Below are 14,520 nucleotides of genomic sequence, written 5' to 3'. Positions count from 1 at the left end.
CATACGACTCGATGAGCAAATTTCAGTGAGTCAGAGGCTTCGGAGGCTGCTCCTGCCACTGAAGAGAAAAACGCAGTAGGAAATTATTTTGGAGACGGGCGGAATTGATAGACGCGCGAATGCCGGCCCACTTTGAAAAAGTGTGGCGCTTGACTACGAGAAGAATCTTGCTCTCAATGTAGGTCTGCGAGCAATGTATCGTTCAATTTCAAATTTCGACCAAGTCTCAATGGCGATTGATCTATTTTTGCCTATTCCATCCAGTTTGTCATAGAGAGTCGAGTCGATGTAGCAGCTACACATGAGTCCATACCCATCTGCACCATATTGATCTATGACGTCAGAGATCGAGGTTACATTCGAAGTATTTGCTGATCCATTTGAATTGTAGAACTTGCATTGAAAAATGTACTTCGTGCTCCTCTCGCCCGGCCGCGGTTTGGTGGAGACCACGATATCTCGTCCGCCATCACGGGATCTTGATTTTCCCATTTTTCTGATGGTATGGCGATCAAATCTTGAGTTTTGGTAAATGATGTCGTAGCAGAGCTGCTCAAAAATTTCGTCATTCAATTTCGACCAGGGTAATGAAATATCGGGCGGTGATTGAATTTCGTCTTGTATCGACTCGACAAGATACTGGGATGAAGCGGCGATTTCAAGAATCTCTTGTTTCTTCAATGCGCAGACATCAAAAATAACACTTCGTGCACCGCCGGCTTCCAGAACCACAAAGTCGGAATACTCGGAAACATAACAAGTAAGCTTCGATTCCTCCCTGCGATTTGCCCTAGGAGGCATCGGCTGATCGCTATTCTTTCGCAACTCCTGCCAAAAGACTCGGCTACTCCATTCGTATTTAAGCGTGTAGCCGTCGGTTGAATAATATACCTCTTCCGCGCACGACAGCGTCCTGAGAACGGCCGCGATAGGTATTTCTAGCGCGATTCCTTCGGATATCGCAAGAATTCTTCCGTTGCTGAGCAAAAGTTCTGCATTTAATAGGGAGAGGTCGTTGCCGTATTCAAACTCCTCCAAAATGCTCTCTACTGCTATTTCGCGAGGAACAATCCAGGAATCCGTGGACATGTAGACTTTGGGTGTTCTATTGTTGTAGTAGGCCGAAACCCAGAATCCGTAGGCCCGCTCCGGATGGGATTTAATAAGAGCTGCAACCTCTTCGGGTTCTAGTTGATAGTATGCACCATTGATCAAATTGGCAAAATAATCATCGATAATTTCGGGAAATCTTAACTGCTTCGTGGTTATGGATTCCTCGTATTCGATTACTTTTTCTCTGATATTTATATGATTTGCCTCTGAGGTTTCATTTTCCGGATACTGAAATGCCCAAATGAGATCAAGTATGGCGGTGGATAGGGGTTCTGCTTGCGGGTTTTGTATTGTCAGAAGGTAACATGGGAAGTATTTGTTTTCCCATTTCTTTTCGAGGCTGCTATTTGGACAATCTTGGGAAATTAATTCAATCGCGTAAGAGGCATCAAGGTAGTCGTTTACTATGTCGATGTGTTCATTGCTTCGGTTGATGGAAGGCAGAGGGATTCGGAGGAGTACCCCTTCACGACCTTCAATTCTGAAGGCAAGCTCTTTCTGAGACATCTCTTGCAGAGATATATCTTCCAGGTCAATAACTATTGATGGCTCACCTTGCATAACGAAGACCCAAGAAGCGTGTTGTTAAGGCTATGCTTGATACCGAGCTCCAGTAGGAGCCGTGCAAACGGTTAAGTTTATCGGGGCTAAATATTTGGGTCATCGTTCCTCTTCTGTTCCGCGCAGGCCTGCATTCTGCCGGCCCCAAAGCTTACGAAGCTCCGCGGCCATGCGCGCGCCTTGTTTCACCCTGTTGGTCAAATGAGACGTGAGTCGGTTCACCTGCGCTCTGCATAAGTTGATAGTCGTCGCGCCAAAGAATTGAAGAGTTGTTACTAACACACCGAGACAAGAGGGCCGCCAAGGCATAGGGGCCGGACGCGTCTTTCAGAGAACCCCGCGGCAGGGCCGCGAGCCGCTGCAGGTGGCGGTTGTGCCGAGCTGCGCCGTCGCACCCCGCGGCGAGTTTCGGTGTTTCCTCGGCGCGTCAATGCTGCGCTCATGTACGGCCTCGTCTGCTTGTTGACCAAGTAGACTCCCGCGTTCCGCGTCGTGGTCCCGATTTCGGTTAACCTGGTGGCGCGCTGGCGGGTGTGCTCGGCGCCTGCAGAAAGCAACGAAATCGATGACTCGTCCGAGCCCAATACCTGTGATTGATCTCTTCGCTGGCCCAGGCGGGCTCGGCGAGGGCTTCTCTTCCGCTACCCATACAGACGGCCACAAGGCGTTCGAAGTGAAGGTGTCCATAGAGAAGGACGAAACCGCCCACAAGACCCTGGCACTCCGGGCACTGTTCAGGGCGTTTCCAGACGGTAAGGTTCCTGATTGCTACTACGACTACGTCAAGGGCAAGATCCAGCGCGAGCAACTCTTCGCGCACCCCTTGGTTAAGGCGGAAGGTGAGAAGGCGCTATCTGAGGCGCGTTGCGCAGAACTGGGAATAACGCCGCATAAGACGATCGACGGCTGGATTCGCGAGGCTATCGGTCGCGCAAGCGAATGGGTGCTCATCGGTGGCCCGCCGTGCCAAGCTTATTCGTTGGCTGGACGATCGCGCCTGCGGCCCAACAACGAGAAGGCATTCGAGAGCGACAAGCGGCATTTCCTCTACACGGAATATCTTCGGATCATCAGGTCATTCAGCCCTTCCGTGTTCATCATGGAGAACGTCAAGGGCATGCTCAATTCGAAGCACGGAGGTTCGCCGATCTTTGACCGCATCTTGGCCGACCTCAGAAATCCTGGAAACGGATCGACCTACCTCGTACGCTCGCTGGTCGTCGATGGCGATGAGCCCAGGCCGCTGGACTACCTGATCGAATCGGAGAAGTTCGGAGTGCCTCAGTGCAGGCATCGAGTGATCCTGTTTGGCGTGCGTTCGGACATGGTGAAGACGATGCCGGCGTCGATATGGGGGAGCGGCAAGTTCAAGCTCAAAGCTGCCACGAAGATGGTGAGCGTTCAGGCTGCTTTGAGCGGGTTGCCTGCGCTGCGCAGCCGCCTCTCGCAGAGGGACGACTCGCATCGCGTGTGGCGTTCGGTGCTTAAATCTGCGCCTGAATCCCTGAGTTATTGGCGGGCGCCCATCCGGCCGGATATCGAGGCGGAAATGAAGGTCGCTTGGAAGGAGGCGGATGCGCATACGTCGCACGGCTCGCACTTCGCTCCCGCGCCCGTGACCCTTTGTGATACCGTGCCCGCGTCTCTTCGTAGATGGCTGCACGACCCAAAGCTGGGCGGCGTCTTGCAGCACGAGACGCGTCAGCATATGGCGTCGGATTTGCATCGCTACATGTTTGCCGCATGCTTCGCGCGGCTGCAGGGGTATTCGCCCAAGCTTGGGCTATTCCCTCCCAAGCTGCTGCCTGATCACGAAAACATGCAGGACGAGGACATTCCGTTCGTCGATCGCTTCCGGGTCCAGCTTGCTGACAAGCCCTCGTCGACAGTCGTGTCTCATATCTGCAAGGATGGCCATTACTTCATCCATCCTGACTCGTCGCAATGCCGCAGCCTTACGGTTAGGGAGGCCGCGCGGCTGCAAACATTCCCCGACAGCTATTTCTTCGAGGGCACGCGGACGCAGCAATATCACCAAGTCGGCAATGCTGTGCCGCCGCTTTTGGCCCGCCAGATCGCGGAGGTCGTCCTTGACTTCATGCAGGCTGCGCGCCGCTGATATAGCCGATTGCGTCGCCGCTCTCGATCCATTGGGAAAGTGACTTCGGCATAGTTGCCGACGCGGCAGGCTGGCGCGTCGCGCATTCCCAAACCACTAGTACCCGCCAACCGTCGGAGCGGAGGGCTTCGATAGCCTTTCGATCGCGCTCGACGTTGCCTGCAAGCTTGTTGCGCCAAAATTCCGGGCGAGTAGATGGAAGCTTCGCGTTTTTGCAGCCCTCGTGCATATGCCAGAAGCAACCATGCGCGAATATCGCGATCTTGCGGCTCGGCAGAACCACGTCCGGCGCTCCCGGCAAGTCGCGGCGATGTAGCCGGAATCGATAGCCGGCAGCGAACAAAGCGCGGCGCACCACCACCTCTGGTTTGGTGTTCTTGCCCCGGATGCCGGACATCATCCGGCTTCGAGTTTGGGGAGAGACGACGTCGATCAATTGACGCTCCGCAGCCGTTCAGAGTCGCAGCACTTCCGGAATGTTGGATGCAGGGGCCGAATAGCTCGCGTTCGTGACCGCCTCCTTGCACTCGGGCCGCTTGGCCCATTCAGACACCATTCTCCCGCCGGACGAGGAATGCAGAACGTCGTTAACTTCTCTCGCCCATGTGCCTATCTGGGTCAGCAACTCCGGTGAAACGGCCTGCTTGGTCCAGATTCGATCGAGGTCGATGCGATCCCCGAGCTTCTCGGCCAGCAAGGAAACCGTGTAGGCGGTTACGTTAGCTTGAAAGGCCTGGAACATGGGCCGCAACAGTTTCTGCGCCTCGCGGTAGATCTTGGCTTTTGCGATCATGGCCTTGAACTCCGGTACCGTGGGTAGTGGCGCCTCTTGGCCGTCTGTTGGTGCGAGTGCGGCCATGAAACGGTCAAAGTTTTTCTGGGAGCCGAGGCTGACGATGTCGGGCTTGCGGTCCCATGCGGTCAGGTATTTGGCTAGATCAGTCTTCGTGATGCGCCTCGCAGGGGGGATTGCTTCCTTCAACGCTTTGAGCTTTGCGGGCGTGTTTCCTTCGCGAGCCAGCAGGGTGTTGTAGCTGCCTGCGGCGCGTTCATAGAACCATTGGCCCACCCCATCTGGGCAGTAGATCGAGCGTGAAAGCTTCTCGATCTCGACGTGGAAGGGCTTGTTCGCCGAGAGGTCGGATTGGCGGACGGCATTCTGGCTGTTGGCGAAGCGCGAGATGTCGGACACCAGGGCCTCCTCCTTGGTGGAGTCCTGCGCCTTCATGACGATGATCTTTGCAGGGACTCTCACCCTGCTAAGGTCCGTCTCGGAGTATTTCTTCTTGGTGAAGTAGAGCGAGGCCGTGGTCTGGCCGCCGTTGACGATCTGCAAGCCCTTGAGCCAAGTGATGCCCGCAGCGCCGTCCGCCGCCTTGCCCAAGCGCATCTCATCGGCGACGATCACGATGCCGTTGTTGTAGGCCATGAATCGCTCGGGGGCCGTCCGCAGCGTAGACTGAATACCGGCGTTCACGCCTTTGCCTTTGACGCTCAGGAACGAGCGCACGTTGGCTTCCAGAAGGCGCGCTCCGAACTTCTCATAGAGCAGTCGCAGCGCCTCGCCAGGCATGGCCGTCATCGCGTAGTCGTAGTCGTCGTTTTCGCCGGGCACGAACACGCAAGGCAGCGGCGAGCCGGAGACCTCGTTGAAATCGACAACCAGCTCGTCGCGCGGTTTGCCTTCGGACCAATGCCGGTGCAGCCGCTCGATATCCATCACCTCCAGGCGCACGGCCTTACCGCCGATATCGCGCGTCTTGAAGCTCTTGGACTTGGCCACGCGGTCCGTGATGACGTAGACGCGAACCTGTTCAAGCTCGTTGTAGATGGCCTGCAGCGTCTCGGCCAGCGAGCGCACGTCGCTGGATGGGTCGAGCTTTGGCGCCATCTTGCCCTCGGCGCAAAGCGTCAAGAAGCGCAAGCACTGCTCGACAGCCGTCTTGGTTTCGGAGTCCGGGATGGGCGTCGGCTCGTTGACGCCGGCATATAGGCTGACGAACAAGTCGAGTTGGTCGCTATCGTCGGAGATAGAGTAGCCGCTCAGCCGCAGGTTGGCATTGCCCATCTTGCCTTCGAAATGGCACTCGACGGGTTCGAAGGTCATGCCGATCTCCGACATGTGCTCCATCACGATGCCGGCGAACACCAGTTCTTCATACAACGCGCCGTCGCGCATTTGCGATCGGACGGCGGCCTGCGTCTCGCGCAGGAAGTCCGGCAGAGTTGAACTCATATTGCTCCCAATCTTCTCAATACATCGGCCGCGGCGATGCTGTCGCCTGCTGTCTTTTCCAGATCGACCTCGTAGGTAGCCTGTGTGATTCCCAGCGGAACGCTGCCATGAGTGAGCCTGGGGAATCCGTCCTTCACTTCGATGACTCGAGTGTCGGCGAGGGTGAAGCGCCGAACATAGCGGTCCGCTTGGGCGTCGAAGTAGCCTGCCGCGATCAGCCGCTCGCTCAGTAGCCGGGTGGCCTCCGCGTCGCCCTTGGAGGCGTCCCGCATCGCCGCCACCAGTTCCGGCAAGCTCTGCCCCGATTCGGCTTGGCGCAAGCGCACGCCGGCGAGGAACAGCGGCTGGCGCGTCGAATCGTCAAGCTGTTCGAGCGAGCCGATCCTGGCTGGGAATCCTGCGGCGGACAGCGTGGCCTTGACCTCCAGTGCGCCGGTCCCGAGTTCGAAATCCTGGACGCCGTCAAGCGGTCCCACCCAGGACTCGATGGCGACGGCCAGCGGAACGCCCGCGTCGACGATCGCCCGCAGCAGCTTGAGCTCGCCCACCAAGCCGACCTCGGCTTCGGGGCTCAGCGTCTGCGAGCCCTTGCGCATGAACTCCTGCCACGCGCCGACTCGCCCGATAAAGACGCGCAGCAGCTTGGCTTCTCCCGCGCCGGAAGACGCGGCCTCGTCCAGCGCGCCGACCACATCGCAGGCCATGGCCGCGAAGAGCTCGGCGCTGCCGGCGGCCCGGTGCGTCAGCGCGAGGCAAAGCTGGCCCATGCCCTCCGGGTCCGCGCGCTCGACTGTGAAGCCCTGGCCTTCGGGTAGCTTTTCTGCCGGGGCCAACCGAGCGGACGGGAACCCGAGCAGGATGGCCTCGGCGTTGTCCGGCGACCGCCGGCCCGCCTGCACTTCGACGGGGCCGGCCGGCGGCAGGGCGATCGCTTGCCACCCCGGCATTGGGTCATTGCCGGACAGCGACGACCAAGCCAGCAGGAACTCTTCACTCGGACGGGCCATATTCCTGCATCCAGTAGAGGAGGTTGACTTCGTATTCCACGCTGATCGGGTTGTCGCTGGCGGGGAACGCGATGGCGAAGGCCATGATGGGCTTGCTCCATCCAGGGACGATGAGCCTCTCCGGCGTCTTGTCCTTGTAGAAGTAGGGCGTGAGCGGATAGAGAAGCAGCAACCCGCAGTCCGCGTCGCCGCCCAGCTTTCCACGGGCTTCGCGGATGCCCTTGCCGCTGGGGAAGTTCGGCGGCGTGACCCGACCGCGCGCCGGATCAGGCTTCCAGGCTGCGCGAGTCAGGGCCAAGGCCTCGCGCCAAGCGCCGTCGCCGAGGTCGATGCCTTCATCCTTGGGGTCGGTGAGCACGCCGATGGCGAAATTCTTCGGATCGATCTTCTCGGGCTCGGTGGGGTCCTCGGTCTTACGGATCGAATAGCTTTTCGAGAGATCGCCGCCAGGGAAAGCGTGTTCGTCCCCTTCGCCATTGCCGCCGCCGAGCAGGGCGATGCTCCACTTCGTCAATTGCCCGGTGTCGACCATCTTGGTGATGAACTCCGACAGTACGGCGGCCTTGGCGCTGGTGGCATTCGGATGGGTCGCATACGCACCTAGGAACGTGAGCACCTTGGACGCGTCCATGTCTTTCCAGAGGCGAGCACTTGGCCAGGAGTCCGGATCACCATCGCGGCCATACTTCGGCGACTCTTCCCAGGTGGTGCCGAGCGACCCGATCAGGGCGTCGGTCGCGTCGAGATTCTGCTGCTGGATGATCGGGTCTCGATGGAAGAGGATGGTTTGTGGGCGAGTGCCGCTGTAGGTCAGCGAGAGGGTCTGCGCATTGCGCATCTTCAAGGGGGAGGTGACGGTGAGCACCTCATGCGACATGACCTTGAGGCCGTATTGCTCTGGCGTCAGCTTGGCTTCGGCCATGAAGTCGAATTCCTCCCGCAGCTCTTCCGAAGCGTCGGCGATATGGCCGAACCATTTGACCAGGTCGGGAGATGTGTAAAGGCGGCACAGATCCAGGTAGCCGGGTCGGTAGCCAAACCAACGGCCCATTTGCATGAGCGTGTCATACATCTTCGTGGTGCGCACGAAGTAGCTCGCGCACAAGCCCTCCAGCGTCAGGCCCCGAGCGAGCTTGTCGCCGCCGACCGCGATTACCTTGAGGGCCGCGCCGGGCGTTGCATAGTCGAGAGCGTCCTTGGCCGTGCCGTTGATCGAACGGACCTCGATGTCGTCCAGCACATCGGGAAGGATGGCGAGGATGTCGTCCCAACTCGGCATCGCTGGCGGACGCTCCTCGGCCGGGGAGAGCTCCGCGACCTGGTCCCGAATGGGTAAGAAGTTCTCGTCCCAAAGGTTGCGCAACTGATCCAGTAGCTCTTCTGCGTCGATGCCACGGGTGATCTTCTGACGCATGCGGCGCACGGCTTCTTCGACCTGCTCGCGCACATGGTTCTGCACATCGACGTAGCGGGTGACGTGGACCAGCATGGAACTGTGCTGATCGCCCTGGCCGCGCAGCTCTCGAACCGCGCAAGCGAGAACGAAGGCGCAGATTGCCTCTCGCAGTGAAGGAGGGATGGTCTCTTGGCCGTTGTGGGTCGGGACGTGGGTTTTCTTGTGCTTGGGCGGCATCCAGCCCGAGTCCGACTCCGGATCGTACTGATCCGTGATGTCCCGGGAGAGGGGAAGCGCGCCCCTACGCCCCTCCTTGGTCATCTTGCCGAACATGCGAGCGGGGCCCACATAGTTGGACGGGGCGGCCAGATTGATGATGAAAGATCGAGGGAAGAGGTCCGGGCCTTCCTTGGCCGTCGCGCCCTTGTGATGGATGAAGATGTTGGCGAAGGGTGTCGCCGTGTAGCCGACATAGGCCTTGCGCGTGAAGGCGTGCAGCACTTGGCGAATGAGGCTGTTGATGGTCTTGGGCTGATGCTCCTCGTCCGGCGTTCCGTCGTCGTTGAACATCTGCTCGCCCGTATCGACGGAGGCGTTGTCGGCCTCGTCGTCAATCATCAGCAGAGGCAACTTCGTCACGAGCTTGCGGCCATCGCTCGCGTCGGTGCTGTCGGCCACGCGCGTTTGAATCCAATGCAGCAGGGCGGTGAGGACGGTCTTTTGCTTCTTGACGACGAATAGCCACGGCCGCTCTTCGGGCGAAATGCCGTGAAAGTGCTTGGCGATCGCCTTGTTGAAATCGCCGTTTTCCGCGCGCGTGGTCGCGGAGTTGGTCTTCAGGTCTTCGCCGAACTCGGCCACGCCTATGGGCATGCCCGGATCGCGGTCGATGGTCGTCTCGTAGCCCAGGAAGCTCTCCTCAAGCCGCATCTGGGTCTGCGAGCGCAGGTTGTTGTGCATGCCTGCGAGCACGATGATGATCTTGTAGCCCGCGTCGGCTGCCTTGCAGATGAGCCCTGAGTAGTTGCTGGTCTTGCCGGACTGCACATGGCCGACGACAAGTCCCCGACGATCCCAGTCGTCAGCTCGCCGCGGGTCTTCCAGCAGGCCGAGGATGTCGTCGGTCGCCTCGTCGAGCCCCTCGACGACCGTGTCGGAGAGCTTGGATTCCAGGTAGTCCCGGTAGCGCCGCCAGTAGTGCCAATCGCGTTTGCGCGCCGCGGTGAGCCAATCGAAGTGGCCCGCGTTGTCCTTGAGCGTGGTCGCTTTGCCGATCCAGTGGCTAAAGCGCTGGATCAACGTGATGACCGCCTTGCCCTGATCCACGGCGTGTGGCGAGTCGCCCGCGAACGTCGTCGCCGCCAGGTGGACCTTCTCGGCGATGAAGGCCGGGGTGATCTTGGACTTGTCCTTCTCGGCCTTCACCAGCCGCTGCGCGGTGGCGATGACGTTCTCAAGCAGTTCCGCTTGCGCGGCTGCCTCTTCTGCTGCGGTCATTGCTTCTTCTCCAGTTTGGCGACCAGCGTTGGGTATTTCTGGAATGGTTCGGTCCTGAGCATCGATTTGCGAGCGTCCTCGACGCTCAGGCCCTTGCGTTCGATCAGATCGTTGAACAGCACGCTCGCGACCTCGATCACCGCTGCGTTAGGCTCGCCCTCAAAGCCGGTTCGCGGCGTTTCCTTGTTCTCGGCGGTGTCCAGCCAGATGCGTTGGACTGGAACCGTCTCTTCGATCACGCGAAGCATTGCCTGTGCTAGCGGCTGCAGCTCGCCTGCGCGCTCCATGACCGCGGCCACTGACGGGTGTGACTGGTCGATCCGGTACCGCAAGCCGGACTTGAGTCTCTCCACCCGCCAAGCCTGCTCGATGGGTTGATTGCCTGCTGTTGGGGCGGGCGACCCTCGGAAGGCGAACACGCGCCGGGCGCGATCGCGCGTGTTGTCAGCCAACGAGGTGAGCCAGGGCCGCAGTGACACGGGTGGACGCGCAGTCGATTTGCGGACGTCGATCTTCCAGTCGGCATCGGCCGTGTTGGGTATGTCCAAGCGAATGCGGGCCAAGCGATGGGCTTCTTCCCGGTTCCACGCTCGCGAATTGCCTAGGCCAAGCCATCCGCCGGCTACCAAGAGGCGCTCGTTGCGGTAGACATAGAAACCTTGCTGAGCCGTCCATCCGGCCGGTCCAGCGTTCTCCTCGAATTCGTCCTTGCTCAGCTTGTCGCGGTGCGGCAGGACGTGGCACTGCACGGACACGATCCCGTAGCCGGTCTTTTGGTTGGCGACGGGTGATGTCCAAGGCTTGGAGGGATGGCCAGACATGAAGGGGTCCCAAGGCGCGACGGAGCGACCGTTGAGCAGCAACCTGAGGCGCGCGCGAGGACCTTGCAGCAGGCGGTGAAACACCATCGCCAAGTGTGATTCGACGTTGTCGATGAGGTCGTTGAAGTTGTCGGCGGTGTAGCCGGCGGTGACGATGCGATCGAGCTTCTCCCAGAGCACGAGCGTCCCCGTCTTCTTGCCGTCCAAGCTGGCGAGGTATCGTTGCGAGCCGTCGGCGGGGCCCTCAAAGAGCAGCCACTCGTTGTCGGGATTAGCCGCCAGTTCGTCGAGGTCCCATCGCAGGCAACTTTGGATCTCGTCCTTGACGCTAGCGACGGTCAGTCTGCGACACTGTGAGAAGGAAGCCGTCTTCAATCCCATGCCAAAGCGGCCCAGGTCGTGTGTGTCGCGCTCGCTCAAGGGGTTCTTGTCGCCCAGTCGCATGGCCCCTTCTAGCTCGGCATCGCCCATGCCGCGCCCATTGTCGAGGATGGAGACGCGGCTCTCAGCTTCATCCCATTTGAAGTCGATCCGCACCTCGTCGGCATCGGCGGAGATGCTGTTGTCGACGATGTCGGCAAGTGCTGCAGCCGTTGAATAGCCCAGTCCTCTCAAGGATTCGAGCATTGCCATGGCGCGCGGAGGTGCTTTTCGGGTTCTCGGGATCATTTCCAATAGCCTTTGCCCGGCCAGAACTCGAAACCGAAGTCGACCAGCTTGCGGGCGAGCTGGCGGTGGTGGTTGTCTGGCTCGGTGACGAAGTTCACCCAGATATGCCCGGACGGGCCTGCGCGATCATCGTCGATAGGGATGCCAAGCTCTGTCGCGTCGGCCAACAGTCGATCGAGTTTTGACGGTTGTCCCGGAGGAGGTCTGGAGGGTGCCGTGTGTTGACGCGACTCGGATTCATTGTGTGACTCGATGGCGTCCATGCTGGCGCCGTCGCCTTCCTTGCTTGACGGTGCGAGCTCCGCTGGAGCGGTCTGGACACCCAGCGCCGTGCGCATGAAGGCGCTCATCCTGCTGGGTTGTTTGAGGGTCTTGAGTGCCTTCGCCTCAATCTGCCTAATCCGCTCCCGTGTGACTTCGTACCGCTTACCGATTTCGTCCAGCGTCAACGAATCCTGGACGCCAAGGCCGAAGCGCAGGCGGATAACTCGTTGTTCCTTTGCCGTCAATGTCGATAGAAGGTTGTCGATTTCTCGCCGGATCTCGGTCGTGAAAACGATCTCTTCAGGGTCCCGTGTAGCAAAGATCTCGCGGTCGTCGTGTACGACGAGCTCTTCGATGGGCAGCTCATGGATAGACAATGGGGCAACCGCCAGACGCCGAAGCGCCGGCACTTTGGCCGCGGGTATCTCCGTGCGTGCCGCAATTTCGTCGATTTCCGGAGGGCGTCCGTGGACAGATTCGAATGCCTGGGATTCGCGTTGCAGGCGTTGGGACTTTTCGTAGATATGAACCGGGATGCGGATCGTCCTGCATTTGTCGGCGACATAGCGGCCAATTTGCTGCCGTATCCACCAAGTCGCGTAGGTGGAGAACTTGAAGCCGCGCCGCCAATCGAAGCGTTCGATCGCCTTGAGAAGACCTAGATTCCCTTCTTGGGTGAGGTCGCCTAGCGGCTCGCCGCTGTATTGGTATTTTTTCGCGATGTGGAAGACCAGCTTCAAGTTTGCGGCCGCCATGCGATCGCGCGTCCGTTGATAGGACTGCATCGCCGTTGTGTATCGGACGCCGGCTGCGGAAGTCGCAGCGCCCTCTACATCGCAAAGTTCTACCAAGAAGCTTCGATTTAGCCGGAGGGCGGCAAGCAGGTCGCGGACTCCAATCCAGGCGGACCCTTGCGGATCGGCACTGATAGTGAGCGCCCCCAACTGCTCCAGTGTGTCTTTGAACGCCGACGCGCCAAGTGCCGGAGTCTTTGCTTGCGATTCGTCCTCGTCATCCGGTGTGTCTTCCTCCCCTTCGATTGCTGGGGCTTCGGTATCGGAAGCGTCTGCGGAGGTCGGATCGGTATGGCCTTCAGCGCCAGTGATTGCAATCCTGGCCAGGGGATGGATGCCTGCGACTACTTCGGCACCGACCGCCAACGTCCATGCAACGCCGGTTGGCCATGCCGCCAATGCGTCCAGGGCGGCCTCCATGGCGTTCTCCATGGCTTGGCCGATGGCGACTTCTTCTTGAGCGGAGATAAGCCGCAGGCGCTGAAACTCTCGCTGATATATGCGCAGCGGCTCGTTGCGAGGAGATATCGCGCTGTCGACTGCGGCAAGCGCCTCATCGAGGGTGTCTTCTTCGCCGGGCGCCTCATCGGGGTTAACGAACACCTCAAAGCTTTCGCCGGCGCAGGAGTATTCAAAACGCTCATCAAGTTCTGCCCCAAGATCGTTGATGACTCTGCTCAGTAGTGCTTCGGCTTCGGGGTTGGCGGAGCGGTCATCGTCAGTCGAGAGTTCTTCTACGTTCAGACGTGGGACACTCCCTTCACGAATCGCTCGGAGCAAAAGCAGACGCAATCGTGCGCGCCCCTCGTCATCGTCCGCACGGGCGAGTGGCGTTGATTGCTCCGGCAAATACGCATCGATTTCCTCCCATTCCGCCGAAGAGTCGATAGGCTCATGGGCCGAAATGGCAACTTGGATCGCGCCTGCAGTCTCCTCAATCAACGGGTTCGCTTCGGGCGGAGGGTTGTACTCTTCTGCCTCCCACCCCGATAGTTCAAACTCGACCAGTTCGTCCAGGGCGATGACCTCCCTTGCGGCTTTCGGTGCGGGTGCTTCGACGAACGAAGGTTCGGGCGACGAGGGCGGTTCGTGTGCTTCAGAGCCTGGCTGGGTGTCGTCGAGGGGGCTGTGGCCAGGGGCGGTGCTTTTTAGTTCGAGGTCGGCGGCGGGACGCTCAAAAACAGGGGGAAAGAATTCGGCTGCTAGTAAAACAGCGGCGACTTCATGCGCTCCGGCAGCGATGGCGATCGCTTGAGCCGTCTTGCCTGAGGGGTCAACGAGGCAGTGATCGGCACCAGCATCAAGGAGCAATCTGCAGATGGCGGGCTTGTTGCGGGCTGCAGACAGCATGAGAGGCGTCATGCCGTTCCCGTCGCGCGCATTGAGGTCATCGCCGCGGTCGATGTGAATTCGAACGGCGCTCTCGACGCCGGCTACGACTGCCATTCGCAGGAACTGGCTCAGAGGCCGGGGAACAGCGAGGTTCGCTTCATTCACGCGCGCGCACTCCTGTCACCCGTGTGTGTGGCGGTCTCGCTCAGTCACTGAATGATTGCTCCACCGTTGCCGGACTAGGCCAAGCAGGTCGTCCGTCCTGCGGCCATTTTGGTTATGGTTGTTTTCCGTTACAGATTCTATCGGGCGGGTCGGAGCGATTACCCGGCATCTGCAATGTGGAGTTCAGGTCTCGGCAATATTCCCCATGAGTTGGGTAGTTTTCTGGTGCTGCGCCAGCAGCCTTGGACGCGGCGCTCGCGAGGAGACAGGAGGCCGAGCTTGTGCGCATAGCGCTCACGGGTCATCGTGAACGGGGCTCAGCGACGACAGAGAGGTCCAAAGGTGGGAGGGAAGTCTTGTGGCCCCGCGTTCTGTCACGATAGCCCGTTTGTTGGGGCAAAGCGACATGGCGATCGAGGCGGGCAATCCACGTTGGTCGTGGGCGTTTCGTCGAAGGGTCCTTCGAAAAAATCGCCTTACATCTGCCGTTACATCGGCCAAGAAAAAGGCCTCGTTGCTATACGTTTGATAGCAACGAGGCTTTAT

The 14,520-nt window shown here is 59.5% G+C and carries 8 protein-coding genes; 1 reads left to right on the top strand and 7 read right to left on the bottom strand.

Annotated elements, in window-relative coordinates:
- Positions 1–153: 153 nt before the first annotated feature.
- Positions 154–1,674, bottom strand: a complete 1,521-nt coding sequence (locus AC1D3B_RS16415; RefSeq protein WP_478191722.1) for a restriction endonuclease — start codon at positions 1,672–1,674, stop codon at positions 154–156.
- A 589-nt stretch (positions 1,675–2,263) separates the two neighbouring features.
- On the opposite strand from AC1D3B_RS16415, the gene AC1D3B_RS16410 reads away from it, so the two are divergent.
- On the top strand, positions 2,264–3,793 hold the full coding sequence (locus tag AC1D3B_RS16410; RefSeq protein ID WP_478191721.1) for a DNA cytosine methyltransferase: 1,530 nt from the start codon (positions 2,264–2,266) through the stop codon (positions 3,791–3,793).
- Here AC1D3B_RS16410 and AC1D3B_RS16405 read toward each other — a convergent pair.
- Genes AC1D3B_RS16405 through AC1D3B_RS16380 form a run of 6 tightly spaced genes read right to left on the bottom strand, consistent with a single transcriptional unit; the run spans position 3,771 to position 13,974 of the window.
- On the bottom strand, positions 3,771–4,229 hold the full coding sequence (locus AC1D3B_RS16405) for a very short patch repair endonuclease (protein WP_478191720.1): 459 nt from the start codon (positions 4,227–4,229) through the stop codon (positions 3,771–3,773). The two genes, AC1D3B_RS16410 and AC1D3B_RS16405, sit on opposite strands and share 23 nt — an antisense overlap.
- Positions 4,230–4,247: 18 nt before the next feature.
- Positions 4,248–5,972 (bottom strand): AIPR family protein, encoded by a 1,725-nt coding sequence (locus AC1D3B_RS16400; RefSeq protein ID WP_478191719.1) that lies wholly within the window; start codon positions 5,970–5,972, stop codon positions 4,248–4,250.
- A 53-nt stretch (positions 5,973–6,025) separates the two neighbouring features.
- A complete protein-coding gene (locus tag AC1D3B_RS16395) occupies positions 6,026–7,036 on the bottom strand; it encodes a PD-(D/E)XK motif protein (RefSeq protein ID WP_478191718.1) in 1,011 nt (336 codons plus the stop codon).
- Positions 7,020–9,929, bottom strand: coding sequence for a Z1 domain-containing protein (locus AC1D3B_RS16390; protein WP_478191717.1), 2,910 nt, complete (start codon positions 9,927–9,929; stop codon positions 7,020–7,022). The genes AC1D3B_RS16395 and AC1D3B_RS16390 overlap by 17 nt, the downstream gene beginning before the upstream one ends.
- A complete protein-coding gene (locus tag AC1D3B_RS16385) occupies positions 9,926–11,377 on the bottom strand; it encodes an ATP-binding protein (protein ID WP_478191805.1) in 1,452 nt (483 codons plus the stop codon). The genes AC1D3B_RS16390 and AC1D3B_RS16385 overlap by 4 nt, the downstream gene beginning before the upstream one ends.
- A 38-nt stretch (positions 11,378–11,415) precedes the next feature.
- A complete protein-coding gene (locus AC1D3B_RS16380; protein ID WP_478191716.1) occupies positions 11,416–13,974 on the bottom strand; it encodes a sigma-70 family RNA polymerase sigma factor in 2,559 nt (852 codons plus the stop codon).
- Positions 13,975–14,520: the final 546 nt, after the last annotated feature.

The sequence above is a fragment of the Variovorax sp. P5_A3 genome (assembly GCF_056400665.1).
The sequence above is the reverse complement of the archived record's forward strand: the minus strand, read 5'-3'. Positions and strand labels throughout refer to the sequence as shown.

Excerpts from the sequence above, each read along its gene's own strand:
- AC1D3B_RS16415 (WP_478191722.1), bottom strand. The coding sequence starts at position 1,674 with ATGCAAGGTGAGCCATCAATAGTTATTGACCTGGAAGATATATCTCTG.
- AC1D3B_RS16400 (WP_478191719.1), bottom strand. The coding sequence starts at position 5,972 with ATGCGCGACGGCGCGTTGTATGAAGAACTGGTGTTCGCCGGCATCGTG.
- AC1D3B_RS16395 (WP_478191718.1), bottom strand. The coding sequence starts at position 7,036 with ATGGCCCGTCCGAGTGAAGAGTTCCTGCTGGCTTGGTCGTCGCTGTCC.
- AC1D3B_RS16390 (WP_478191717.1), bottom strand. The coding sequence starts at position 9,929 with ATGACCGCAGCAGAAGAGGCAGCCGCGCAAGCGGAACTGCTTGAGAAC.
- AC1D3B_RS16385 (WP_478191805.1), bottom strand. The coding sequence starts at position 11,377 with ATGCTCGAATCCTTGAGAGGACTGGGCTATTCAACGGCTGCAGCACTT.